The following is a 24,091-nucleotide window of genomic DNA, read 5'->3' as shown; positions in this document are numbered from 1 at the left end:
ATGCGGGATTCACCAGGTCACGTCATGAGGCGATTGCCTCAATTCGGCTCACGCGCGCCGAGCCAGCTCCCGCAGCACCGAATCCGTTGCCGCCCAGTCCATGCACTTGTCGGTGACCGACTGGCCGTAGGTCAGCGGGCGAGCTTCCGGCGCCTGCGCGCCGGCGACCAGGAAGCTCTCCAGCATGACACCGCTGACCGGCGCCCCGTCGCGCACCATCTGTGCCACCTCGCCGGCCACGGTTGCCTGACGGAGGTGATCCTTGCCCGAATTGGCGTGGCTGCAGTCGATCACGACCCGGCCGGGCAACCCCGCGGCGGTGAGCTTGGCGGCGGTCGCGGACACGGCGTCGACGGTGTAGTTGGGTCCGTCGGTGCCGCCGCGAAGGATGACGTGGCAGTCGTTGTTGCCTTCGGTGCTCACCACGGCACCGCGTCCCAGATCGTCCATCCCGAAGAAGACGTGCTGGGCGGCAGCGGCTTTGACGCCGTCGACGGCCACCTGGATGTTGCCGTCGGTGCCGTTCTTGAAGCCCACCGGCATCGACAGCCCCGACGCGAGCTGGCGGTGCACCTGAGATTCGGTGGTGCGGGCGCCGATGGCGCCCCACGCCACCGCGTCGGCGATGTATTGCGGGCTGGTGGGCTCGAGGAACTCGCAACCCACCGGCAGGCCGATGTCGATGATGTCGAGCAGCAGCTGGCGAGCGACGCGCAGACCACGCGCAACGTCGAACGTGTTGTCCATACCCGGATCGTTGATCAGACCCTTCCAGCCGATCGTGGTGCGCGGCTTCTCGAAGTACACGCGCATGACGATCTTGAGCCGATCGTTCAGTTCGTCGGCAACCATGCGCAGGCGGCTGGCGTAGTCCAGCGCGGCGGCCGGGTCGTGCACCGAGCACGGACCGACCACGACGAGCAGGCGGTCGTCGCGTCCGGCGAGGATGTCGGCGATCTCGTCGCGGTCGCGGGCCACCCGCTCGGCGCGGCGAGCGCTCAACGGGAACTCGGTCAGCACGTCGTGCGGGCTGGGAATCTCGGTGAAACGCCGAATCCGCCGGTCAGAGGTGGTGGGCGGGGCGACCTGCGCCAGATTCATGTGGTGCCTTCCTGATGACGGGCACCTCCTGGATTCCGGCGCCCTGAATGACGAAAGGCAGCGACCTGATGGTCGCTGCCTGGGCTCCGGGTGGATGCGTGCTTAGTGCAGCGCTTTATCGGCTCCGCCCGGAGCCTGCATAAAGTGCCAGTAGCCTGCGCACCCACGGATGTTCACGACGGAGAGTATACATGGCCACCGAGAGACCGGGGACCAGCGCACCTGGGAGAACCGCACCCTGCCAGAACGGCGGCGACGTCATTACGTTGGCAAGGCATGACCACGACACGCCCGACCAGCAGGAACGTCAGGAACCTCGTCACGCTGCTCAGTGCAGCCGTCGTCGCCGCAGGATGTGCGGGCGCCACCAGCCAGGCGGCGCCGCCGGCAGGCGACGGACAACGCAACGCCCAGATCGTTCGGGACGGACTGGCGCGCGGGGTCGGCGGCCCGGATACCTTCTACGCCCTGCTCGCCGAGGACGTGCAGTGGACGGTGGCCCGCGCGGCCACACCGCGGACGTACACCTCGCGCCAGGAATTCCTCGACGTCGCGGCGGGCCCGATCGTGGACCGACTGACCGGTCCCATCCGCGCCGAGGTGCACGAGATCATCGCCGACCAGGACCGCGTCGTCGCCCGTTGGCGGGGAACCGCGACCGCCCGAGACGGCCAGCCCTATGTCAACGAGTACAACTGGGTGATGGCGCTGGCCGATGATCAGATCACCCGCGTGGTGGCCTACCTCGACTTCGTCGAGCTGGATGCACTGATCGCCCGCGTGCCCCTGGCGTCCTGACCTGTTTCGTTCGGGGGGACAGCGTCAACCCGACAGGCATGAGCACAGCATCCGACGATCCTGCCGAGGACCCTGACAACGAGGACGCCGCGCGGCAACGATGGCTGTCGGCGGTCGCCGACGATTCCCGGACCGAACCCCACCATCAGGCAGCCGCCGAGGTGCTCGCTCACAACCCGTCGGTACCCGAGGAACACGTCCCCGCCGCCGAAGAACTGGTCAGGATGGGGCTGGCCTGGCGAAACGAGCTCGACGGGGTGCTTTCCTACACACCGATCGATCCCGCCGGCAAGCCGGCGTAGCCGGCTCAGGTGACCCGGGTCCAGGGCTGACAGTTGCGCGACTCGAATGCCTGCACCGTGGAGTTGATGGACGCGTACATCGGACCGAGCGAGATATTGGTCGCGACCACGTTGTCCTTGTTGGCGTCCGGTGTGCTGTATGTGAACCACAGACACATCGAGTCCTGGGTCGGCACGTCGTTGATCCAGATCGCGAAGGTCGAGGCCGACCCACCGGTGCGGTAGAGGCCCGGCGCAATGTCCGGCCCGACAAGAAAGAAGCCGTTCCCCGGGATCGGGTCCACCGGGTCGGCGCGAGCAGGTGATACCGACGCTGTTGCGACCGCACAAGCGATCAGCCCGGCCATCGCGCAGTGCAGCGGCGTCATGGGCAAGCTCCCTCGTCTTCGAGTCGCCCGAATGCCTCCAGCGTATGCCCGCGGGTCGCGCCCTGACCGACGACCGTGGGGCTTGTGCACGGGAATCAGGAAGATTCCGTGCACAAGCCCCACGGTCGTGCGTGCGGACTACCTAGTGGGCGTGGCCGTGATGGTGGCCGTGGCCGTGGTCTTCCTCCTCGGCCGGCTTGTCGACCACCGCGGTCTCGGTGGTGAGCACCATCCGGGCCACCGAAGCGGCATTGACCACCGCGGAGCGGGTGACCTTGACCGGGTCGATGACGCCGTCGGCGATCAGGTCCCCGAACTCCATGGTCGCGGCGTTGAAGCCCTGACCCGCCGGCAGTTCGGACACCTTGTTCACCACGACCGCACCGTCCAGGCCGGCGTTGGTGGCGATCCAGTACAGCGGCGAAGACAGTGCCGAGGCGAAGACCTCGACGCCGGATGCTTCGTCGCCGGACACCGTCTCGCGCAGCTTGTCCAGCGCACTGCGAGCCTGAACCAGCGCCGCACCGCCGCCGACGACGATGCCTTCCTCGACGGCCGCCTTGGCCGCGGCCACGGCGTCCTCGACCGCTTCCTTACGCTTCTTCAGATCCGTCTCGGTGGCCGCGCCGACCTTGATGACCGCGACGCCGCCGGCCAGCTTGGCCAGCCGCTCCTCGAGCTTCTCGCGGTCCCAGTCCGAATCCGACGAGTCGATCTCGGCACGGAGCTGCGACTTGCGGGCCTCGATGGCTTCCTGGGTGCCGCCACCATCGACGATCACGGTGCTGTCCTTGTCGACCACGACGCGACGGGCAGTCCCGAGCACCTCCAGGCCGACCTCGCGCAGCAGCAGGCCGACATCGGGGTTGACCACCTGTCCGCCGGTGACCACTGCCAGGTCGTCGAGGAACGCCTTGCGGCGGTCCCCGAAGAACGGTGCCTTGACCGCGACGGCCTTCAACGTCTTGCGGATCGCGTTGACCACCAGCGTCGACAGCGGCTCCCCCTCAACGTCTTCGGCGACGATCAACAGCGGCTTGCCGGCTTCGGCGACCTTCTCCAGCAGCGGCAGCAGGTCGGGCAGCGAGCTGATCTTCTCGCGGTGCAGCAGCACCAGCGCGTCTTCCAGCACCGCTTCCTGGGTGTCGAAGTCGGTGACGAAGTAGGCCGACAAGAAGCCCTTGTCGAAGCCGACACCCTCGGTGATGTCCAGCTCGGTGTTGAGCGTGGAGGACTCCTCGACGGTAACGACACCGTCGGTGCCGACCTTCGTCATGGCCTCGCCGACCAACTCGCCGACCTGGGCGTCACGCGAGGACACGGTGGCGACCTGGGCGATGGCCTTCTTGTCGTCGACGGGCGTGGCCGCCGACAGCAGGGCCTCCGACACCGCGTCGGCGGCCTTGGAGACGCCCGCGCCGAGCGCGATCGGGTTGGCACCCGCGGCGACGAGGCGCAGGCCGGCCTTGATCATCGCCTGAGCCAGCACGGTCGCCGTGGTGGTGCCGTCGCCGGCCACGTCGTTGGTCTTCGTCGCCACCGACTTGACCAGTTGGGCGCCGAGATTCTCGAACGGATCCTCCAGGTCGATATCTCGCGCGATGGTCACGCCATCGTTGGTGACCGTCGGGCCGCCCCACGACTTGGAGAGCACGACGAAGCGACCGCGGGGGCCAAGGGTCACCTTGACCGCGTCAGCGAGCTTGTCGACACCCGCCTCCATGGCGCGACGCGCGGTCTCGTTGAACTCAATCTGCTTGCTCATAAGAGTTTCTTTTCCTGATACGGGGTCAGACGCGCACCGCCCCGGACCTCAGCGCATGCAGCGGGAAGTCCGGGGCGGAGTCACGATCGTTTACTTGGAGACGACAGCCAGCACGTCGCGGGCCGACAGGATCAAGTACTCCTCGCCGTTGTACTTGATCTCGGTGCCGCCGTACTTGCTGTAGATGACGACGTCGCCCTCCGACACATCCAGAGGAATCCGCTTCTCGCCGTCCTCATCCCAGCGGCCGGGGCCAACTGCGACGACGGTACCTTCTTGCGGCTTCTCCTTGGCGGTGTCGGGGATGACCAGACCGGAAGCGGTCGTGGTCTCGGCCTCATTGGCCTGAACGAGGATCTTGTCCTCGAGTGGCTTGATGTTCACGCTCGCCACGATGGAGCCCCTTCACTTTTCGCTGATGTAGGTGTTGTATTCGGCGGCCGGTGTCCGCCCACGCGCCGTCGTCGCGGGTGTCGACACACGGGAGGACCGACTGCCACCTAGCACTCTATACACGAGAGTGCTAGCACTCAAGGGTGGGCTGCGACAGCGACCGAAACTGTCGTAGGCCACCGCTAAAATCGAACACATGTTCGATTCAGGTCTGCCTGGTCCCGCGCACCTGCGCGGCGTGACCGACCGCGAGCTCATCGACGCTGTCGCCGGCTGGGCTCGAACTGCCGCCGCGGCTGAGGCACGCAAGCTCGCCGCCGTAGCCGAACTGGCACGCCGGCGCTGCAGCGATCCCGAACATCCCGACTGGGCGTGCGACGACTGGGACAGCGCAGCCACCGAGATCGCCTGCGCTTTGACCGTCGGACACGGCCGCGCCCTGGGACAGATCGACCTGGCGTTGACCCTGCGCAACCGGCTGCCCAAGACCGGCGCACGTTTCCTGGCCGGTGAGATCCCCGCCGCGCTGGTGTCCACCATCGCCTGGCGCACCATGCTGATCGTCGACGACGATGCGCTGACGGCCGTCGACGGTGAGATCGCCGAGCGCGCGCCGATGTGGGGCACGCTGTCGAAGGCCAAGCTGGAACAGGCCGTGGACCTGTGGGTGGAAAAGTACGACCCGGACGCCGTGCGGCGCACCAATTTCCAGCAGCGGAGCCGCTCCTTCACGATCGGCGACCGGGAAGACCGCACCGGCACCGTGACCATCCACGGAAGGGTCTCGGCCACCGATGCCGCGCTGGCCAGACAGCGGTTCGCGGCGATGATCACCGGCGTGTGCGCCGACGATCCCCGCACCATGGATCAGCGCAGGGCGGACGCGTTCGGCGCGCTGTCAGCCGGATCCACTCATCTCGCGTGCCGCTGCGGCAACAGCGAGTGCCCCGCTGCCGCCGACGACGGACGCGCGAGCAGCTTCGTCATCAACGTCATCGCCGAACAGCAGAGCCTCGACCACGAGCCGGGTCTCGATCTCGACGGCACCGCGGACACCGGGACGACTGTCGGCGGGGACACCAGCGCCCCTCGGCCGGCACCCGTTGCGCGGCGCAAAGCCGGATTGATCCCCGGCATGCGTAATGGCCTCGTGCCCGCGCCACTGCTGGCCCAGTTGATCGCGTTCGGCGCCAAGGTCCGCTTCGTCACCGACGCTGATTCGATCGAGGGCTGTGCCGGTCACCGGCCATCGACCGCGCTGGAGCGCTTCGTCCGCAACCGAGACCTGACATGCCGAGTGCCCGGCTGTGACCGCTCGGCGATGTCGGCCGACATCGATCACACTCAGCCGTGGCCCGACGGGCCTACTCACGCATCAAACCTAAAGTGCTACTGCAGAATTCATCACCTGGTCAAGACTTTCTGGGATGGCTGGTCGGACTCCCAGCAGCCTGACGGAAGCGTCACCATCACGTCTCCCACCGGCCACACCTACACCACCGCTCCGCTGTCGAGCCTGCTGTTCCCGGGCTGGAGAACCACCACGACGCCGTCCCCGAGCCGGCCACCGCCCGATGCTCCGGCACAGTCTGCACCGCCGCGCGATCCCCGACGCGGCCAGATGATGCCGCGACGACGCCGTTCGCGCAGCGACGCGCGCCGCTACCGGATCAATGCCGAACGGCGCCACAACGCGGCCCGCCGGCAGAGCGACCCGCCACCGTTTTAGCCAGAAGACACGGTCGATCAGCAGGGCCGGGCGGTACCGTGGGTTTGCCTTCGCGGGCGGCAGGCAATTCTGGGATGACCCGAGCGAGGCGGCGACAGGAGGCAACCATGAAGCGCTGCATCGTCGGAGTCGTCGTCACCGCGTTCATGACGACCGGGCTCGTCACCACGGCGCCACCGGCGGTCGCCGGCTGTCACTACGGCGGACAATTCCTCAGCAAGTGCGATGGCCCCGTCCAGCCTGACGGCAGCTGGGAACGGTGCGTGGGTGTCGCCCAACTTGTCCCGCGGGGCTTCAGCTCGTACCTGACCCCGGTGAAGCACTGCGTCCCGATGGGTCCCGGGCATCCGGTTGCCGATCCGGCGGTCGCCGATCCACCCTGGCGCATCGGCGACTGAGGAATATTGCGGTTCGCCACGGACTTGTGAGCTGCGTGACACAGGGCCGCAAGACAACCTTGATCATCAGCGCCAGTCCCCGCGCAGACGGCAACTCCCACGTGTTGGCCGACGCAGCCCTCGACGGCGCCCGAGCCGCCGGACACGACCCACAGCACGTCTTCCTCGACGACTACGTCCAGCGGATGCTCGACAACTGTCGGAGCTGCCGACGCGCCGAGGACAGCGTGTGTTCCCTCGATGACCGCTACGAGGAACTGCTGCTGGACCGGATGCTGCCGGCCGACGGCATCGTCTTTGCCATGCCGCTCTACTTCTATGGAATGCCGGGTCGCCTCAAGACGGTGTTCGATCGGCTGTTCTGCTACACCGCCAACAGTGCGCCGCAGCAGCAGCGGGTCGTCGAGGGCATCATCGGCAAGAAGGTCGGTGTGCTGATCTCATGCGAAGAGAGCTACCTCGGTGCCACGCAGGGCGTGATCGCGCAGTTCCAGGAGATCACGCGCTACCTCAGAGGGGACCTCGTCGGAGTCGTGATCGGCAATGCCAACAGCCGCGGCGAGATCGTGCATGACCCGGGCGATCCGGTGACTCAGGCGCGAACGCTGGCTGCCCGGCTCTATTCGACGCGGGTGACCGACTACCGCCTCGACACCGTCCGCTCCACCCGCGTCTGGCACGGCGCCGTCCCCTAACCCAGCCCGCCCGGATCGATCAGCAGATGATCGGACACGTCGCCGAGCATCTCGATGTCGACGTGGCGGTCGGTGAAGTACCACCCGGCCCCGTCCCGTGCGAAGGTGTCCCGATAGCGCCCCACCACGATGGGTTGCAGCGCGACGATGTCGGTCTGCTGCACCACACAGAACGTCGAGCGCGCCTGCGCGGTGTCCCCGTCGACCTCGACGATCGGGTTGAGCACCAGATGACGGGTACGCGGCGTATTGCCGTGCTCGGGGAACCGTCGCGTAGTCGCGGCGAACAACGCAGCGATGGCGTCGGGGCCCCCGACCCCCATGAATCGGCCGCGACCGAGCAGCTGCCCGACGCCGGCGAAATCGCCGGCATCGATCAACTCGGCATACCGATACAGCAGCTCGGTGACGGTCAGCTTGTCGGCGAGCGAGTTCACGCCACCTGCCCCTGCACCACCGGCAACCCGGGATCGCTGGCCGCGTCCAACGGCGAGGGCGCCGCCCCGGCCGCGATCAGGTGCGCAGCGAAGGACGCGATCATCGCGCCGTTGTCGGTGCACAGTCGGGGCCGCGGAATCCGCAATGTCAGCCCGGCCTCCTGGCAGCGCTGCCCGGCCAGTTCCCGAAGCCGCGAGTTCGCCGCAACCCCACCGGCGATCAGCAGAGTCGACACGCCGAGCTGCTCGGCCGCCCGCACCGCCTTCATCGTCAACACATCGGCCACCGCCTCCTGGAAGCCCGCCGCCACATCGGCATTCGACGCCTCCGGCTGACGCTCGACATACCGCGCGACCGCGGTTTTCAGGCCGGAGAAACTGAACGCGTACGGATCGTCGCGCGGACCGGTCATCCCGCGCGGGAATACGATCGCGTCGCGGTCGCCCTCCCGGGCCAGTTCATCGAGCACCCGTCCACCCGGATACCCCAGGCCGAGCAGCCGCGCGATCTTGTCGTACGCCTCACCGGCGGCATCATCGACGGTCGAACCCAGCTCGATGATCGGCTCGCCCAGCGAACGCACATGCAGCAGGTTGGTATGCCCGCCGGAGACCAGCAGACCGACGCTCTCCGGTAACGGTCCATGGTCGAACACATCGGCAGCCAGATGCCCACCCAGGTGGTTGACGCCGTAGAACGGCACCCCCCACGCAGCCGAATACGCCTTGGCCGCAGCCACTCCCACCAGCAGCGCGCCGGCCAGACCGGGGCCGATGGTGGCTGCGACCACATCGGGTCGCTCGACACCAGCAGCGTCGAGCGCTCGCCGCATCGTCGGCCCCAACGCTTCCAGGTGGGCACGAGAGGCGATCTCGGGCACCACGCCGCCGAACCGGGCGTGCTCGTCCACACTGGAAGCCACTTCGTCGGCGAGCAGGGTGACCGAACCGTCCTCGCCGAGCTCGGCGATGCCCACACCGGTTTCGTCGCAGGAGCTTTCGATCGCCAGGATGATCATTGCCGCTCTCGTTTCATCGTGTAGGCGTCAGCACCGCTGACCCGGTAATACCGCTTACGCAGTCCCACCCGGGTGAACCCGGCACTCTCGTACAGGGCGATCGCCGGCGCATTGTCGGTGCGCACTTCGAGAAAGATCGTTGCGCCGTCGGCATAGTCGATCAGCCGCTGCAGCAGTTGCCGGCCGATCCCTTTGCCCTGGTGGGCCGGATCCACACCGATCGTGTGGATCTCGTACTCGAAGGGTCGCAGCCGCCCCATCCGGGCGATGCCGGCATAGCCGACCAGTTTGTCGTCCACCCGGGCAGCGACGTAATGGTTGTGCTTGGCCGCCAGCTCGGCCAGGAAGGCGCGCTCAGGCCACGGGTCGTCGCCGTCGAACAACTGCGCTTCCAACTCCGCACAACGCGCCGCGTCGTTCGGTGTCAACGGCCCATACTGCGCGCTCATCGCCGGGCCACCGCCGGCTTGGCGTCGGGTCGACGCAGATACAGCGGTACCAGCGGATCGGGATCGCCTTCCCAATCAGCGACCGCGGCAACCAAACCCGCCGACGTCGGATACACCGCGGCCAGCTGCTCGAGATCGAACAGCGCGGCGTGCTCCCGAGAACCGGCCACCGCCACCGCACCGTCGGGGACCGCCGCGGCCACATTGACCGCCGGGCCCGCAACCCGAACGCCGTCTCGGTAGCGGGCCCAGTACACCTCGCGGCGACGCGCATCGGTGACGACGAGCACCTCCCCCGCGTTGCCCGCGGCGATCGCATCCAGGCTGCACACCCCACGCACCGGGATGCCCAGTGCGTGACCGTAGGCCGCCGCCGTCGCCATCCCCACCCGCAAGCCCGTGAACGGTCCAGGCCCGCAGCCGACCACCACGGCGTCGAGTTCGTCGGCCCCGATCTGCGCCTCCCGCAACGCGGCGACGATGTTCGGGGTCAGCCGCTCAGCGTGCGCCCGGGCGTCGACGGTGACCTGTTCGTTGAGCACCTCAACCCGGCCATCGAGGTCATGTCGGTCACGGTGCATCCGCACTACCCCCGCGGTCACCGCGGGGGTAGCGGTGTCGATGGCCAGCACCAACCGGCTCATGGGCGACTCCACTGCCACATCGCGGTGCGCACATCAGTGTCGGAGCCGCGCTCCAGGCGAATGTCGAGGTGACGCTCGGACAGCCGCTCGGCGATGCCCTCGCCCCACTCCACCACCACGACCGCGTCGTCGAGATCGGCATCGAGGTCCAACGAATCCAACTCGGCGAGCAGATCCACCGAATCCTGGTCCAGCAGCCGGTAGAGGTCGGCGTGCACCATCGCCGGCGCCCCCGCCCGGCGGGCCCGGTGCACCCGGGCCAGCACGAACGTCGGCGATATCACCGGCCCCTCCACATCCAGAGCCTGGGCAATCCCCTTGGCCAGCACTGTCTTTCCGGCGCCCAGCGGACCCGACAGCACGACCACGTCGCCGGCGCGCAACGACGCACCCAGCTCGGCGCCCAACGCGACGGTGTCGTCGGCGGTGAGCAATTCCGCAGTCCCGGCCGACCCCGCGGACCTATTCATGGGAGCGCACCCGCTCCCGCACCCGCCGCGTCAAAGCCACCAGCCGCGACGGGGTGGACCGCTCCACCAGGCGCACCAGCGCATCGTCGATCACCTCCGGGCGTTCCAGCTGCACGAGATGGCCCGCTCCTCCCACGATCAGCAGTTCGGACCTGTCCATAGCCCGCGCCATCTCCTGGGAGTACTCCAGCGGTGTCAGCAGATCTCGGTCTCCGCAGGCCACCAGGGTCGGCACCTTGCTCAACGTGTCCAAACCCGCTGTCTCGTCGTGCACTTCGAGCGCGTGCAGGAACTCGACCAGCGTGGTGATCGGGGTGTCGTGCATCATCCGTTCGGAAAACGCCACCACACTGGGGCTGATCTCCTCGTCGCCATAGGACGCCGCGCGCAGGATCGGCCCGATCACCATCCGCGCCGCACCACGACCTTGGTGCACGGCCCACGGCGCATACCTGGCCGCGAACCGAATCGCCTCCAGTGCCGGGTTGTTGAGGATCTCCCCCAGCGGGGAACGCGAAACGCCCTCGGCTGCCGAGGAGATCAGCGCAGCGCCGACGATGCGCATCGGATAGCGGTGCGGATACTGGCGGGCGTGCGAGAGCACCGTCATACCACCCATCGAATGACCCACCAGGACAACAGGTCCCCGCGGGACCATCACCGCAAGCACGCTCTCCAAGTCCTGACCGAGCTGTTCGACGGTGTAGCTCTCCGGCGCGGCCTCGCCGGACTGACCGTGCCCGCGCTGGTCGTAGAACACCATCCGAACCTGGTCACCCCACTGCTCGGTCAACCGGGCCCGCTGAAAGTAGAACGCCCCCATCCGCAGACAGAAACCATGGGCGAACACCACGGTCAGCGGGGCATCGGCGGGTCCCGATTCGCGCACCGCCAACGGAACGCCGTCGGGAGTGGTCACCACACAGCTGCGGTCGGCGTCGAGCAGTTCGAAATCCTCGTCGCGGTGCGGGTCGTCCTCGGTCATGCGTCGACGCAGCGACCGGGCCACCGTGACCCCGGCAGCCGACCCGACCGCGGCCACGCCGGCCAGACCGGCCAACCATCCCGCACGTCCGTTCATCGCGCGGCACCGCCGTGGTAACTCCGCCCGATCCGCCCGCGCGGGCTGGTCACCACCTCGTAGTTGATCGTGCCCAACATGTCGGCCCAGTCCTGTGCCGTCGGTTCGCCGTGCACTCCCGGCCCGAACAGGATCGCGTCGTCCCCCTCGGCAACCTCGACGGATCCCGGCCCGAGGTCGACGACGAACTGGTCCATGCAGATTCGCCCGACGTTGCGATAGCGTCGCCCGTTGATCTGGACCTCCAGCCGATTGCTCAGCGTCCGGAACACCCCATCGGCGTAACCGGCCGGGATCAACGCCACCGTCGTGTCGGTCGGCGCGATCCAGGTGTGCCCGTAGGACACTCCTTCGCCCGCCCGAATCGAACGCACCTGCACCACCGGGCATTTCAACGTCATCGCCGGCCGCAAGCCCATATTGCCGAGCTCGGGTATCGGGCTGAGACCGTACACCGCGATACCGGGCCGCACCAGATCGAACGCCAAGTCCGGGCGGCGCAGCGCGGCCGGTGAATTGCTCAGGTGCACAACCTCGAAATTCACCCCGCGGGCGCGGCCCTGCGCTGCCATCTCGGTGAGCCGCCGGGCCTGGACGTCGTTGAACGGATTCTCGGGATCATCGCCGTGCGCGAGGTGCGACATCAGGCCGCGAACCCGCACGGCCCCCGCGGCCTGAGCCCGGCTCAACGCCTCGAGCACCGCCGGGAACTGCGCGGGTGCGACACCGTTGCGGCTCAGTCCGGTGTCGACCTTGACCGTCAGCACCGCGCTGCGCCCGGTCCGCGCGACCGCCTCGAGCACCTCGCCGACCTGGCGCGGCGAGGACACCGCGATCTCGACACCGGCGAGCAGCGCCGGCCCGAAGTCGGTCTCCGGCGGGTGCAGCCAGGCCAGCACCGGCGCGTTGATGCCGCCTTGGCGCAACGCCAGCGCCTCGGCCACGGTGGCCACACCGAGCTCGGCGGCACCGGCGGCCAACGCCGCCCGGCCCACCTCGATGGCGCCGTGGCCGTACCCGTCGGCCTTGACGACGGCCATCACCGCTGCTGAGCCGGCGTGTTCGCGCAGCACGGCGACGTTGTGCGCGACCGCGTCGAGGTCGATCGACGCGGTGCACACCGCTGCGGGTTCGTTCATGATCGTGGTCACCGCCCACGATTGTCCCAGTACAGTGTTCAGTGGGCGAAATGCTCCTCGTCGGCGAAGCCGCCGACACCGACTTTCTCCAGCTTGCCCAGCACCTCGATCAGGTCGTCGCGCAGCGCGCGGGCCAGGTTCGCCGAGAAGCCCTCACGCACCACGATGCGCAGCACCGCGACGTCGGTGGCGTCGTCGGGCATCGTGTAGGCCGGTACCTGCCAGCCATACCCGCGCATCAGTGAGGAGATGTCGAAGACCGTGTATCGGGTGCCTTCGACCAGTTTGAAGGCCACGACCGGGATCGCCGAACCGTCGGAGATCACCTCGAAGACCGACATCGACCGCAGCTCGTGCGACAGCCACTGCGCGGTGTCCGACAACGTCCGCATCACCGAGACAAAGCCCTCGCGGCCCAACCGCAGGAAGTTGTAGTACTGCCCGACGACCTGGTTGCCGGGCCGGGAGAAGTTCAGCGTGAAGGTCGGCATGTCGCCGCCGAGGTAGTTGACCCGGAACACCAGATCCTCGGGTAGGTGGTCGGCGTTGCGCCACACCACGAACCCGATACCAGGGTAGGTCAGCCCGTACTTGTGCCCGCTGACGTTGATCGACACCACCCGGGGCAGCCGGAAGTCCCACACCACGTCCGGATGCAGGAACGGCACCACGAACCCGCCACTGGCCGCGTCGACGTGCACCGGAACGTCCGGGCCGCCACCGCCGGCCAACCGGTCCAACGCCGCGCAGATCTCCCCGACCGGTTCGAGCTCCCCGGTGAACGTGGTGCCCAGGATCGCCACCACGCCGATGGTGTCCTCGTCGACGGCGTCGAGCACCTGCTCGGGGGTGATGACGTAGCGGCCTTCCGCCATCGGCAGGTAGCGGGCCTCGACGTCGAAGTAGCGGCAGAACTTCTCCCACACCACCTGCACGTTGGAGCCCATCACCATGTTGGGGGTGCGACCCTTCCAGTCGTCCCCCACCCGTTCGCGCCAGCGCCACTTCATCGCCAGACCGGCCAGCATCACCGCCTCGCTGGACCCGACGGTCGACACCCCGACCGCGGTGGACGGGTCGTCGTCGCGCAGATTCTCGGCGTGGAACAGGTCGGCCACCATGCACACGCAACGCTGCTCGATCGCCGCGGTGACGGGGTACTCGTCCTTGTCGATCATGTTCTTGTCGAAGGTCTCCGACATCAACTGTCCGGCCTCCGGGTCCATCCACGTGGTCACGAACGTCGCGAGGTTGAGCCGCGAGCTGCCGTCGAGCATCAGCTCGTCGTGGATGTAGCGGTAGGTCAGCTCGGGTTCCATCGACTCGTCGGGCAGCCGCAACGCCGGAATCGGATTGGTGGACATCCGGCCGGTGTAGGCGGGGGTCAACGACGAATGGCGCGAGACGTTGGGCATGGGTCCTTTCTAGAGGATCGAACCCACCGCCGTGCGCAGATGGGCCAGGATGCGTGAGGCCGACGTCGGAGCCGGCGCCGGGCCGGGGTCGCGCGCCGACAGTTCGGCCGCGTGGGCATGCACGTACGCCGCCGCCGCGGCAGCCTCGGCGGCGGGCAGTCCGGCGGCCAGCAGAGCCCCGATGACACCGGAGAGCACATCACCGGATCCGGCGGTGGCCGCCCACGACGGGCCCGCGGTGTTCAGGTAGACCGCTCCGGCACCCGGTTCGGCGATGACGGTGACATTGCCTTTGAGCAGCACGGTGACGCCGAGCCGGTCGGCCAGCCTGCGGGTGACGGCGATGCGGTCCGCACCCGGCGGCGTCCCGGCCAGGCGGGCGAATTCTCCCGCGTGTGGGGTCAGTACGGTGGCGGCGCTGCGGCCGTCGACGAGTTCGGAGTGCGCGGCCAGAATGGTCAGCGCATCGGCGTCGACGATCACCGGCACGTCGGTCTCGAGCGCAAAACACAGTGCGGCTGCGGCATTTTCGTCGGTTCCCAGGCCGGGCCCGACGACCCAGGACTGCACCCGGCCGGCGGTGGCGAAGCCGGGAGTGGCGATGACTTCCGGCCAGTGCGCGAGGACCTGTTGGGCGGCGGTCCCGGCGTAGCGGACCATGCCGGAGGTCGCGGCCACCGCGGCACCGGTGCACAGCACCGCCGCGCCGGGGTAGGTGTCCGAGCCGGCCATCACCCCGGTGACACCTTGGGTGTACTTGTCGTCGGTGGGACCCGGGATCGGCCAGCGCGCCGCGACGTCTGCGGCCTCGAAAGCTCTGAGGTCGCTGGGGCCGAGGTCGAGTCCGATGTCGACCAACTCCACACGGCCGCACCGGCCCAGTGCGTGGGCGGGTTTGAACCCGCCGAAGGTGACCGTCAGTGCGGGCACGACGTGCGGGCCGTCCACCGCACCGGTGTGCACGTCGACGCCGCTGGGCAGATCGACGGCGACCACCGGGATTCCAGCCTCGGTCACTACGTCGAAGACCCCGGCTGCGTCTGGGCGCAGCGGCCCGGTCCCGGAGATGCCGACCACTCCGTCGATCACCAGATCGGTTGCCGCGGAGACCGTGTCGACCACCTGACCACCGCTGCGCCGAAACGCAGCCAGCGCACGGGCGTGCGCTTTGGCCGGATTGAGCAGGATCGCGGTGGCCCGGGCGCCTCGGCGACGCAGGAACGTGGCCGCCCACAGTGCATCTCCACCGTTGTCACCGGAGCCGACGACCGCGCACACCGTCTTGCCGGACACCGTGCGGAGTTCGGCGGCGATTGCGGTGGCCAGCCCGAAAGCCGCGCGGCGCATCAGCGCACCGTCCGGAAGAGCCGCCAGCAGCGGAGCTTCGGCCACACGGATCTGCTCGGCGCTGTAGTAGTACCGCATCGTTGTCAGGCTACGTGGGCAGCCCTCTGCGCGCGGCGTCCAGCGTCGGGTAGAGGTCGATGATCTGGTCGACACACATCAGCCGCATCGGCCTGCTGGTGGCGGGCCCCTCGGCGACGACGCGCAGCGAGACCCCCGCCGGTGCGGTGAGTCGGTGCGTTTCGACCAGCACGCTGATCCCCGCCGAGGACAAGAACTCCACGGCGGTCAGGTCGACGATCAGCAACGCCGCGCCACTGGTCAGCGCCACGTCGAGATGGGTCGCCAACGTCGGTGCGGTCAGCACGTCGAGATCACCGGCGACCTGCAGCACGAGCGCGTCGTTGTCACGTCTCGGGCTGACCGTGAAGCGACCGCTGCGTTTGTGTCCGTTTTCCATCATGTGGGTTTCCCCCGACCTTCATTGCGGAGGGCATGCGCAGGTCACCCCGGGATGGCACCGTGGTTTCTTCAGCGCAACTCGGGCAACGGCGACCGTTGCTGCCATAGCTTTCTTAGCTTTCTTATCGAACGCACAGCCTTCAGTGTTACCGGCGGGCACGATTAAGCTGGTCGCCGTGGCCCTCACCCTGGATGCGCACGCGCGCCGCGCCGCGATCGCCGCACGCATCCACGCCGACCGCGAAGTGGACTTCGCCTCGCTGGCCGAGGAGTACGGCGTCTCGGAGATGACGATCCGGCGCGACATCGAACGGCTCGAGGACCAGGGCATCGCCCGCCGGGTGCTCGGCGGTGCGATCGCCTTCGGCGGCAAATCCATCGAGCCGTCCTTCGATGCCCGCGCGGCCGTAGCCGCGGGTGAGAAGACCCACATCGCTCGGGCGGTTGCCGATCTGCTGGCTCCGCAGGAAACCGTGATCCTCGACAGCGGGAGCACGGTGCTGGCGGTGGCGCGCGCCATCAAGGGCCGAGGACTGGGCCTGACCGTCATCACGCCGAGTGTGCTGGTCGCCGTGGAGCTCGCCGACGAACCCGACACCACGATCCTGCTCACCGGCGGCAAGATCCGCCCCGGTGAGTTGAGCCTGATCGGAGCTGAAGCCGAGGACTTCTACCTGCGCTACAACTGCGACACCTACGTGATGGGTATCGCAGGTGTACACGGTAAGCGCGGCGCGTCGGAGTATCACCGGGAAGAGGGAAACGTCAAGCAGGCCGCGATGCGGTCGGCCGACCGCGTGATCGTCGCCGCCGATGCCTCGAAACTCGGTCGCGTGCAACTGATCAACGTCGCACCGGTGTCGGCCATCTCGGTGCTGGTGACCGACGGCTCACCGACCCACCCGACCGTGGACGCGCTGCGCGCCGCCGGTGTGGACGTGCGGTGCGTGGACGCCGCACGAGCCCCGGTCGCGCGCTGATCCCGGTTCAGCGCCAGCGAGCCGTCACCGCCGGATCTGCGTTTCTCGGCCGCTGCACCTGCGCTCCCGCCTCCTCGGCGATGAGCGCACCGGCAGCCCAATCGTGTAGCGCCAGATCGTCTTCGACGAAGGCGTCCAGACTGCCTTGGGCCACCAGGCACAGATCGATCGCCGCGGCACCGAAGCGTCGCATATCGGTGTAGTCGGCCAGCGCGGCGCCGAGTTCGCGGACCTGGCGTCGTCGGTGACCGACGTCGTAGGACAGTCCGGTACCCAGCAGCCGCGCCGAGGACGACGGCAGCGTCAGTGGCAGTTGCTCACGCCCCGAAGGGCTTTCGAGTTCGGCGCCGTGGCCGCGCGCCGCGCTCCAGGTGCTGCTCAACGCCGGCGCGCAGACCGCCGCGGCCAGCCATTCGTCCTCGCCGCGCCGCACCGCGACCGACGTGGCGAAGAACGGCAGCCGCCGGGTGAAGTTCGTGGTGCCGTCGAGCGGGTCGACGACCCACTGCAGCCCCGAGGTGCCGATGTGCGGCGGAAGTTCCTCTCCCAGTATCGAATCCTCGGCTCGGGCGGAGGCGATGACGTCGCGGACCACGCGTTCGGCTGCCAGATCCGCCGAGGTGACCAGGTCACCCTCGGCGCCCTTGGTCCTCACGGTGACGCCTTCGGTGAACTCCAGCAGGCAGCCGGCAGCGGCGAACTGCGCCGCACGCACCGCGAGGTCACGCAGCGCGGCCGGCGCCACGACGTCAGGGCCCGGGCTCACAGCGTCGTACGGAAGCTGGTGACGGCATCCATCAGCTCGCGCACCCGCGCCGCGACGGCACGGTTCTCGAAAACCCCGTCCTCTTTGAAGTAGGTGCCCACGATGGCGCCGTCGGCGATGGCGAGCTGCTCGGCCGCATTGTGCGCCCGCACACCGGTGTTGACGAACACCGGTACCGCTCCGGCGGAGTCCTTGACCACCTTGAGCGCCTGGGTGTCGGTCGAGGCTCCAGCGGTGAGCCCGGACACGCAGATGCCGTCGGGTTTGGTGGCGAACACCGTGGTCGCGGTGACCGACGCGAGATCGCGCTCAGCCAGGTAGACCGCCGACTCGGGAACGATGTTGAACAACAGTTTGACGTCGCCGCCACCGATCCGGTGGCGGTGGCGCGCCGCGGCGCCGACGTTGGTGTCCCACAGGCCGAAGTCACTGGCGTAGACCCCGGTGAAGATCTCCCGCACCCACTGCGCACCGGTGGCCACCGCGAGGTCGATCGACGCCATGCCGTCCCACAGCACATTGACGCCGTAGGGCACCGAGAACTCTCCCAGCAGTTCCCCGATCACCCGCGCCATCGTGATCGCGGTGATGGGTTCGGTCTTGGTCAGGTAGGGCAGGCTGAACTCGTTGGAGATCATCACGCCGTCGACGCCGCCCTGCTGCAGTTCGGACAGCTCGGCCTTGGCACGGTCGACGACAGCACGGACTCCTCCGGCGGTGTCGAAACCCGGGTCGCCCGGCAAGGCCATCAGGTGCAGCATCGCGATCACGGGCTTACGCACCGCGAATACCTCGTCCAGCCAGGTCGTCATCAGAGCCTCTCGGGTTGTCATGGCATCCTCTGGTGTTATTTGATAACAGAGGCAGGGGTTCTGCCCAGCCCCATAACGTGATTGTTACACAGATTATGTGAGAATCTAACAGTCGTGTTGGTATCGTCTACCCACGCCCACGGAGAGGACCCCATGCCGGAGTTCACGATCGGTGTCGACATCGGCACCACGGGAACCAAGACGGTGCTGGTCGACGTCACCGACGGCCGCATCGCCGCGCAGGCGTCCCGCGACAGTCGGCTCTACGCCGATCACCCCGGCCAGGCCGAAGCCGATCCCGCGCAGTGGCTGGCCAACACCGGCGAGACGATCCGCGCCGTACTCACCGAATCGGGCGCATCGGCCGACGACGTGCGGGCACTGGCCACCACCGGGATGGTGCCGGCGGTGCTGGCCGTCGACCGCGCCGGCCGGCCGGTGCGCCGAGCGATCCTGCAGAACGACTCACGCGCCACCGCACAGATCGACCAGCTGAGCGCGGCGATGGAGGGCACCGATGTGCTGGCGGCCACCGGCTCGGCCATCACCCAGCAATCCGTGGCACCGACGGCGATGTGGCTGCGTACCCACGAACCCGACACCTGGGCCCGCACCGCCCGGCTGGTGGGGTCCTACGACTGGGTACTGATGGCCCTCGGCGCCGCCCCGCACGTCGAGTTGAACTGGGCCCTGGAATCCGGGTTCGGCACACTCGACGGCCGCCCGTACGCCCCGATGTTCGCCGCGGCCGGCCTGTCGGAGAACCTGCAGCCCGCGATCCTGGCGCCCGGCGCGCACGCCGGCGTGCTCAGCGCTGAGGCAGCCGGGATCACCGGACTGCGCGCCGGGCTACCGCTGATCGTCGGCGGCGCCGATCACGTGCTCTCGGCCTACGCCGCCGGCGTCAACACCGCAGGTGACTGGCTGGTCAAGCTCGGCGGCGCCGGTGACGTGCTGGCCGCCAGCGACCGCCCGGTGGCCGACGCACGGCTGTACCTCGACGCCCACCCGGTGCCGGGCCGCTGGCTGCCCAACGGGTGCATGGCCACCAGCGGCAGCCTGATCCGCTGGTTCCAAACCCTGGCGGGCGGGGTCGACCTGCTCGACCTCGACGCCGAGGCGCTACACCGAAATCCCGCCGAAATCCTGTGCCTGCCCTATTTCCTCGGCGAGAAGAGCCCGCTGCACGACCCGGACCTGCGTGGCGCGTTCGTCGGCCTCGACCTGGCCCACACCCGCGCCGACATGTACCGCTCGGTGCTGGAAGCGGTCGCGTTCGGGTTCAGACACCACACCGAGGTCTTCGCCGACGTCGGCGTGCCGCTGCGGCGCGCGATGGTCACCAACGGCGGCAGCAGGTCGACATTGTGGAAACAGATCCTCGCCGATGTCCTCGACACCGAACTCTGGCCGGTCGTCGGGCACCCCGGCGCGTCGCTGGGCGCAGCAGTCATCGCCGGGATCGGCGTCGGCGGCATTGCAGACTGGACCCAGGTCGAGCGCTTCCGGACGCTGGGCAAACCCATCGTCCCCGACCCACGACAGGTCGACCGCTACGCCGAGGCCTATGCCGAATGGCGCACACTCGGCAACGTCCTGACCCCCGTCTCCCACCGACTCGCACGAAAGGCCCGGTCTTGACCGCAGCAGAAACGACGACCGAGCACCCCGGCACACGCACCGCGGTGGTGACCGGCGCCGGTTCCGGCATCGGCCGCGCCATCGCGACCACCCTGGCCGAGCGCGGGTGGCGCGTCGTGGTGACCGACATCGACGCCGAGACCGCCGCCGAGACCGCCGCCGGTCTGGCCGGCGGCGCCCGACGCGGCCACGAGCATCTGCGTTTCGACGTCACCGACAGCGACGCAGCCGCGGCACTGGCCGACGACGTGGCCGACCGGCTGGGTCTGGACGCGTGGATCAACAACGCCGGGATCTCGGCGATGCAACGCTTCGTCGAGGTCACCGCCGACCAGTTCGACCGATCGCTGGACATCAACCTCAAGGCGGTGTTCTTCTGCGGACAGGCCGCCGCGCGCGCGATGATCCGCACCCGGCGCCGCGCCACCATCATCAACACCGCATCGATGGCGGCCAAGCAGGGCCGGGTACCGTTTCTGGCCGACTATGTGGCCTCCAAGTTCGGAGTGCTCGGATTGACCCAGGCCATGGCCTTCGAATTGGCGCAGCACGACATCACCGTCAACTGTGTGTGCCCCGGCTTCGTCGCAACCCCGATGCAGTCCCGTGAGTTGACCTGGGAAGCAACACTTTCCGGTTCGACTCCGGAAGAGGTCCGGCAAGAGTGGATCGATGCCACCCCACTCGGGCGGTTGCAGACCCCCGACGACGTGGCACGCGCGGTGGCGTTCCTGGCATCCGAAGATGCCCGGTTCATCACCGGGGAGGCACTGTCGGTCAACGGCGGTGCGTACATGGACTGAGCCGTGCCGGGCTCGATCCAACCACCGAGAGATGGAAGTGAGAAACCATGAAAATTCCGATGTTTGGCCGTCGGCCCGCGAAACGGCCGATGGCCTGGGCGGCGTTGACGCTGGCCGCCTGCCTCAGTATCGCCGGGTGCGCCGGCAGCGGCGGCTCCGAGCAGCAGGAGTCCTCCGGCCTCGGCGAGATCCCCACCGACACCTCGGCCACCGTCCGGGTCCTGATGGAGAACGTGCCCGACACCGACATCGTCGAAGGTCTGGTCGGTAGGTTCAACGAGAAGTACCCCGACATCGCGATCAACATCGAGACCATGACGTTCGACCAGATGCGCGACCGGCTGGTGTCGTCGTTCCAATCGGCCCAACCCGCCTACGACCTGATCGTGGTGGACAACCCGTGGATGGACGACTTCGCCACCGCCGGGTTCCTGGAGCCGCTGGACGCACGCATCGAATCAACCCCGGACTACCGTCCCGATGACTTCTTCCCGTCGCTGACCGACATCACCGACGTCGACGGCACCACCTACGGCGTACCGTTCTACAACTACGCGCTGGGCTACATCTACAACACAGGCGACCTGGCCGAGGCCGGCCAGCAGGTACCCGCCGACCTCGACGCGCTGGTCGCCACATCTCAGCGGCTCAACACCGATGGCCGCGCAGGGATCGCGATGCAGCCACAGCGGGGTTACAAGGTCTTCGAGGAGTGGGCCAACTGGCTGTTCGCCGCGGGCGGGTCGATCTATGACGCTGACGGCAAACCCACACTGGACACCGAGCAGGCCGCCCGCGCGCTGGATGCCTACATCGAGACCTACCGCACCGCAGCCCCGCCCAACAGCCTGAACTGGGCTTTCGACGAGGCATTCCGGTCGGTGTCGAGCGGTCAGGCCGCGAGCATGGTCGGCTACAACTGGAACCTGCCCGCACTCAACGACCCGGCGGGCGCCTCCGGCGAGCGGGCCGGACAGTTCGCGCTGGCCCCGATCCCAGGCGGCAAGTCCGCGCTGGGCTCGTGGAGCTGGGCCATCCCGGCGAACTCGGCAGCCCCGGACGCGGCATGGGCATTCGTGTCCTGGGTGACCTCCCCCGACGTCGACGCCCAACGCGTCGCCCAGGGCGGCGCGGTCATCCGGCAGGGTTCGCTGACCGACGCCACGGTGCTGGCCGACGGATACGGCGAGCAGTACTACCAAACGGTCGGTGAGATCCTGGCCGACGCGGCCCCGCTCACCCAGGGCACCGGCGGTGAGGAGATGATCCAGGCCGTGGGCACCGAACTCAACGAGGCGGTGGCCGGCAACAAGAGCGTCGCCGACGCCTTGCGCGACGCCCAGGCCGCAGCGGAGCGGATCCAGCAGTGAGCCAGGGGAATCCGGCGGCCGCGCCGGTAGCGGAACCGCGATGAGATTCACCTACGGCATGCTGGTGCCGCTGCTGACTCTGTTCGGGGTGGCCGTCGGATTCCCGCTCTGCTACGCGCTGTACCTGTCGGTCACCGACTACCGGCTCACCGATCGCGGCACGCCTGATTTCGTCGGTGCCGCCAACTTCGCCGACGCACTGACCAATGCCGCGTTCTGGGATGCGTTCGGCACCACCGCAACCTACGTGCTGGTCGCGGTCAGCCTGGAACTGGTGCTGGGTTTCGCGATCGCGCTGGCGTTGTATCAGCAGCGCTGGGCCAAGGACCTGGCCCGCGCGATCGTGCTGGCTCCGATGTTCATCACCCCCATCGCGGTCGGGTTGATCTTCCGGTTCCTGCTCAACGACCAGATCGGCGCGGTGCCGGCATTGCTGCACGCCATCGGCACCGACTACGACTTCTTCGGTTCCGGCCGTGCGCTTCTCACCCTGGCATTCATCGACGTCTGGCAGTGGACGCCGTTCATGGTGCTGCTCATCCTGGCCGGCCTGGAGTCGATGCCCAAGCAACCCCTGGAGGCGGCCCGGGTGGACGGCGCGGGTCCGCTCTATCTGCTGCGCCGGGTGCTGATCCCGATGCTGGCGCCGGTGCTGACGGTGGCCGTGCTGCTGCGCGGGCTCGACGCGCTACGGGTGTTCGAGTACGTCTACGCCACCACCCGCGGTGGACCCGGCACCGAAACCGAAACCCTGCAGTACTTCATGTATCTGGAGGGCATCCAATTCTTCCGGCTCGCCGGGGCCAGTGCGATGGCGTTCATCGTGCTCGTGCTGGTGCTCGCGCTGATCGTGGTGGCATTCCGCACGATGGAAAGAAGCAGGGCCCGATGACCCGCCCCCGCCGGCTGGAGATCCTCCGGATCGCTGTCCTGACCGCCACATTCCTGTTCGTGCTGTTCCCGATCGTGTGGGTGGCGCTGGCGAGCCTCAAGACCCCAGCGCAGATGTCCGAGCCGTTCCTGTTCGTCTTCCGCCCGACGATGCAGAACTGGCAGTCGGTGCTGGAGTCGGGGATCCTGGCCGCGGCCGGGCGCAGCCTGGTCGTCGGGCTCACCACGGTCACCGTGAGCCTGGTGGTGGGCAGCATGGGCGCCTACGTCATTGCCAAGTTCCGCGCCGGGGGTTCACTGACCCGCTTCGGCATGTTGGCCGCACAGGTCGTGCCGCCCGCGGTGATGGTCTTCCCGTTCCTGACGATGGCACAGGCCCTGCGGATGACCGACACGCTGGCCCCGGTGATCTTCGCCCACCTGAGTTTCGTTCTGCCCCTGGTGACCTGGTTTCTGATCGGCTTCTTCGAAGCGGTCCCGTCATCGTTGGAGGAGCAGGCCCGCGTCGACGGGTTCACCCGCTGGCAGGCGTTTCGGCTGGTGGTGTTGCCGCAGGTGTACCCGGGTATCGGTGCTGCGGGGATCTTCGGGTTCACGCTGTCGTGGAACGACATGTTCTACGGACTGATCCTGGCCCCCGGCAACGCTGCCATCCTGCCGGTGGCGATCTCGAACTTCAACACGTTCCGGGGCGTGCAGATCGGTGCGATGAGCGCGGCGATCATGATCGCCATCATCCCGGTGGTGGTGGCCAGCTTCTTCATCCAACGACGTCTGGTGCAGGGCATCAGCGGTGGCGCGGTCAAGTACTAGAGAGAC

The 24,091-nt window shown here is 68.2% G+C and carries 27 protein-coding genes; 11 read left to right on the top strand and 16 right to left on the bottom strand.

What is annotated here, in order from left to right; all coding sequences use genetic code 11:
* Positions 1 to 48 precede the first annotated feature (48 nt).
* The gene (locus tag KXD98_RS05295) at positions 49 to 1,101 is read right to left on the bottom strand and encodes a 3-deoxy-7-phosphoheptulonate synthase (RefSeq protein WP_260762207.1); all 1,053 of its coding nucleotides are present in this window, start codon (positions 1,099 to 1,101) and stop codon (positions 49 to 51) included.
* 276 nt (positions 1,102 to 1,377) lie between these two features.
* Here KXD98_RS05295 and KXD98_RS05290 point away from each other — a divergent pair, with 276 nt between their 5' ends.
* Positions 1,378 to 1,899 (top strand): nuclear transport factor 2 family protein, encoded by a 522-nt coding sequence (locus KXD98_RS05290; protein WP_260762206.1) that lies wholly within the window; start codon positions 1,378 to 1,380, stop codon positions 1,897 to 1,899.
* A gap of 38 nt (positions 1,900 to 1,937) precedes the next feature.
* Positions 1,938 to 2,201, top strand: coding sequence for a hypothetical protein (locus KXD98_RS05285; RefSeq protein WP_260762205.1), 264 nt, complete (start codon positions 1,938 to 1,940; stop codon positions 2,199 to 2,201).
* Between the two features lie 5 nt (positions 2,202 to 2,206).
* Here the strand turns inward: KXD98_RS05285 and KXD98_RS05280 are convergent, their stop codons facing one another.
* The 3 genes from KXD98_RS05280 to groES form a co-directional block, all read right to left on the bottom strand.
* Entirely contained in the window at positions 2,207 to 2,569 is a 363-nt protein-coding gene (locus KXD98_RS05280) for a hypothetical protein (RefSeq protein WP_260762204.1), read from the bottom strand.
* A gap of 142 nt (positions 2,570 to 2,711) precedes the next feature.
* Complete coding sequence (gene groL / locus KXD98_RS05275) at positions 2,712 to 4,334, bottom strand: chaperonin GroEL (RefSeq protein WP_260762203.1); 1,623 nt, start codon at positions 4,332 to 4,334, stop codon at positions 2,712 to 2,714.
* 90 nt (positions 4,335 to 4,424) lie between these two features.
* Positions 4,425 to 4,727, bottom strand: coding sequence for a co-chaperone GroES (gene groES / locus KXD98_RS05270; RefSeq protein WP_003929249.1), 303 nt, complete (start codon positions 4,725 to 4,727; stop codon positions 4,425 to 4,427).
* 196 nt (positions 4,728 to 4,923) lie between these two features.
* Here groES and KXD98_RS05265 point away from each other — a divergent pair, with 196 nt between their 5' ends.
* From KXD98_RS05265 to KXD98_RS05255, 3 genes are all read left to right on the top strand, one after another.
* On the top strand, positions 4,924 to 6,456 hold the full coding sequence (locus KXD98_RS05265; RefSeq protein WP_260762202.1) for an HNH endonuclease signature motif containing protein: 1,533 nt from the start codon (positions 4,924 to 4,926) through the stop codon (positions 6,454 to 6,456).
* Positions 6,457 to 6,563: 107 nt separating this feature from the next.
* Positions 6,564 to 6,854 (top strand): hypothetical protein, encoded by a 291-nt coding sequence (locus KXD98_RS05260; RefSeq protein WP_260762201.1) that lies wholly within the window; start codon positions 6,564 to 6,566, stop codon positions 6,852 to 6,854.
* Positions 6,855 to 6,889: 35 nt separating this feature from the next.
* On the top strand, positions 6,890 to 7,549 hold the full coding sequence (locus tag KXD98_RS05255) for a flavodoxin family protein (protein ID WP_260762200.1): 660 nt from the start codon (positions 6,890 to 6,892) through the stop codon (positions 7,547 to 7,549).
* Here KXD98_RS05255 and KXD98_RS05250 read toward each other — a convergent pair.
* Genes KXD98_RS05250 through KXD98_RS05205 form a run of 10 tightly spaced genes read right to left on the bottom strand, consistent with a single transcriptional unit; the run spans position 7,546 to position 16,010 of the window.
* The gene (locus KXD98_RS05250) at positions 7,546 to 7,986 is read right to left on the bottom strand and encodes a nuclear transport factor 2 family protein (RefSeq protein ID WP_260762199.1); all 441 of its coding nucleotides are present in this window, start codon (positions 7,984 to 7,986) and stop codon (positions 7,546 to 7,548) included. The two genes, KXD98_RS05255 and KXD98_RS05250, sit on opposite strands and share 4 nt — an antisense overlap.
* Complete coding sequence (tsaD, locus tag KXD98_RS05245) at positions 7,983 to 9,005, bottom strand: tRNA (adenosine(37)-N6)-threonylcarbamoyltransferase complex transferase subunit TsaD (RefSeq protein ID WP_260762198.1); 1,023 nt, start codon at positions 9,003 to 9,005, stop codon at positions 7,983 to 7,985. Before tsaD ends, KXD98_RS05250 begins: the two co-directional genes overlap by 4 nt.
* Complete coding sequence (gene rimI / locus KXD98_RS05240; protein ID WP_260762197.1) at positions 9,002 to 9,454, bottom strand: ribosomal protein S18-alanine N-acetyltransferase; 453 nt, start codon at positions 9,452 to 9,454, stop codon at positions 9,002 to 9,004. The genes tsaD and rimI overlap by 4 nt, the downstream gene beginning before the upstream one ends.
* Positions 9,451 to 10,098 carry a tRNA (adenosine(37)-N6)-threonylcarbamoyltransferase complex dimerization subunit type 1 TsaB gene (gene tsaB / locus KXD98_RS05235; protein WP_260762196.1) on the bottom strand — a complete coding sequence of 216 codons (648 nt, stop codon included), beginning with the start codon at positions 10,096 to 10,098 and terminating at the stop codon, positions 9,451 to 9,453. Before tsaB ends, rimI begins: the two co-directional genes overlap by 4 nt.
* Positions 10,095 to 10,568, bottom strand: coding sequence for a tRNA (adenosine(37)-N6)-threonylcarbamoyltransferase complex ATPase subunit type 1 TsaE (gene tsaE, locus KXD98_RS05230; protein WP_260762195.1), 474 nt, complete (start codon positions 10,566 to 10,568; stop codon positions 10,095 to 10,097). Before tsaE ends, tsaB begins: the two co-directional genes overlap by 4 nt.
* Positions 10,561 to 11,649 carry an alpha/beta fold hydrolase gene (locus KXD98_RS05225; RefSeq protein ID WP_260762194.1) on the bottom strand — a complete coding sequence of 363 codons (1,089 nt, stop codon included), beginning with the start codon at positions 11,647 to 11,649 and terminating at the stop codon, positions 10,561 to 10,563. Before KXD98_RS05225 ends, tsaE begins: the two co-directional genes overlap by 8 nt.
* Entirely contained in the window at positions 11,646 to 12,788 is a 1,143-nt protein-coding gene (alr, locus tag KXD98_RS05220; protein ID WP_260764999.1) for an alanine racemase, read from the bottom strand. Before alr ends, KXD98_RS05225 begins: the two co-directional genes overlap by 4 nt.
* Positions 12,789 to 12,826: 38 nt before the next feature.
* A complete protein-coding gene (locus KXD98_RS05215) occupies positions 12,827 to 14,203 on the bottom strand; it encodes a glutamate decarboxylase (protein ID WP_260762193.1) in 1,377 nt (458 codons plus the stop codon).
* A gap of 9 nt (positions 14,204 to 14,212) precedes the next feature.
* On the bottom strand, positions 14,213 to 15,628 hold the full coding sequence (locus KXD98_RS05210; RefSeq protein WP_260762192.1) for an NAD(P)H-hydrate dehydratase: 1,416 nt from the start codon (positions 15,626 to 15,628) through the stop codon (positions 14,213 to 14,215).
* Positions 15,629 to 15,638: 10 nt separating this feature from the next.
* A complete protein-coding gene (locus tag KXD98_RS05205; protein ID WP_260762191.1) occupies positions 15,639 to 16,010 on the bottom strand; it encodes an STAS domain-containing protein in 372 nt (123 codons plus the stop codon).
* Positions 16,011 to 16,185: 175 nt separating this feature from the next.
* Here KXD98_RS05205 and KXD98_RS05200 point away from each other — a divergent pair, with 175 nt between their 5' ends.
* Entirely contained in the window at positions 16,186 to 16,989 is an 804-nt protein-coding gene (locus KXD98_RS05200; RefSeq protein WP_260762190.1) for a DeoR/GlpR family DNA-binding transcription regulator, read from the top strand.
* A gap of 7 nt (positions 16,990 to 16,996) precedes the next feature.
* On the opposite strand, the gene KXD98_RS05195 is transcribed toward KXD98_RS05200, so the two are convergent.
* Positions 16,997 to 17,755 (bottom strand): inositol monophosphatase family protein, encoded by a 759-nt coding sequence (locus tag KXD98_RS05195; protein WP_260762189.1) that lies wholly within the window; start codon positions 17,753 to 17,755, stop codon positions 16,997 to 16,999.
* Entirely contained in the window at positions 17,752 to 18,567 is an 816-nt protein-coding gene (locus tag KXD98_RS05190) for a BtpA/SgcQ family protein (RefSeq protein ID WP_260764998.1), read from the bottom strand. Before KXD98_RS05190 ends, KXD98_RS05195 begins: the two co-directional genes overlap by 4 nt.
* Before the next feature lie 153 nt (positions 18,568 to 18,720).
* Between KXD98_RS05190 and KXD98_RS05185 the strand changes: the two genes are divergently transcribed.
* From KXD98_RS05185 to KXD98_RS05165, 5 genes are read left to right on the top strand one after another with little or no spacing between them, the layout of a single operon-like run.
* A complete protein-coding gene (locus tag KXD98_RS05185) occupies positions 18,721 to 20,208 on the top strand; it encodes an FGGY-family carbohydrate kinase (RefSeq protein WP_260762188.1) in 1,488 nt (495 codons plus the stop codon).
* Positions 20,205 to 21,011, top strand: coding sequence for an SDR family NAD(P)-dependent oxidoreductase (locus tag KXD98_RS05180; protein ID WP_260762187.1), 807 nt, complete (start codon positions 20,205 to 20,207; stop codon positions 21,009 to 21,011). Before KXD98_RS05185 ends, KXD98_RS05180 begins: the two co-directional genes overlap by 4 nt.
* 47 nt (positions 21,012 to 21,058) lie before the next feature.
* Positions 21,059 to 22,381 carry an ABC transporter substrate-binding protein gene (locus tag KXD98_RS05175; RefSeq protein WP_260762186.1) on the top strand — a complete coding sequence of 441 codons (1,323 nt, stop codon included), beginning with the start codon at positions 21,059 to 21,061 and terminating at the stop codon, positions 22,379 to 22,381.
* Between the two features lie 40 nt (positions 22,382 to 22,421).
* Positions 22,422 to 23,273: a carbohydrate ABC transporter permease gene (locus KXD98_RS05170; RefSeq protein WP_260762185.1), complete on the top strand. Its 852-nt coding sequence runs from the start codon at positions 22,422 to 22,424 to the stop codon at positions 23,271 to 23,273.
* On the top strand, positions 23,270 to 24,085 hold the full coding sequence (locus KXD98_RS05165) for a carbohydrate ABC transporter permease (protein ID WP_260762184.1): 816 nt from the start codon (positions 23,270 to 23,272) through the stop codon (positions 24,083 to 24,085). Before KXD98_RS05170 ends, KXD98_RS05165 begins: the two co-directional genes overlap by 4 nt.
* Positions 24,086 to 24,091: the final 6 nt, after the last annotated feature.

This window comes from Mycobacterium sp. SMC-4 (assembly GCF_025263265.1).
Taxonomy (GTDB): domain Bacteria; phylum Actinomycetota; class Actinomycetes; order Mycobacteriales; family Mycobacteriaceae; genus Mycobacterium.
Note: the sequence above shows the minus strand (reverse complement) of the source record. Positions and strands in the feature narration are given on the sequence as shown.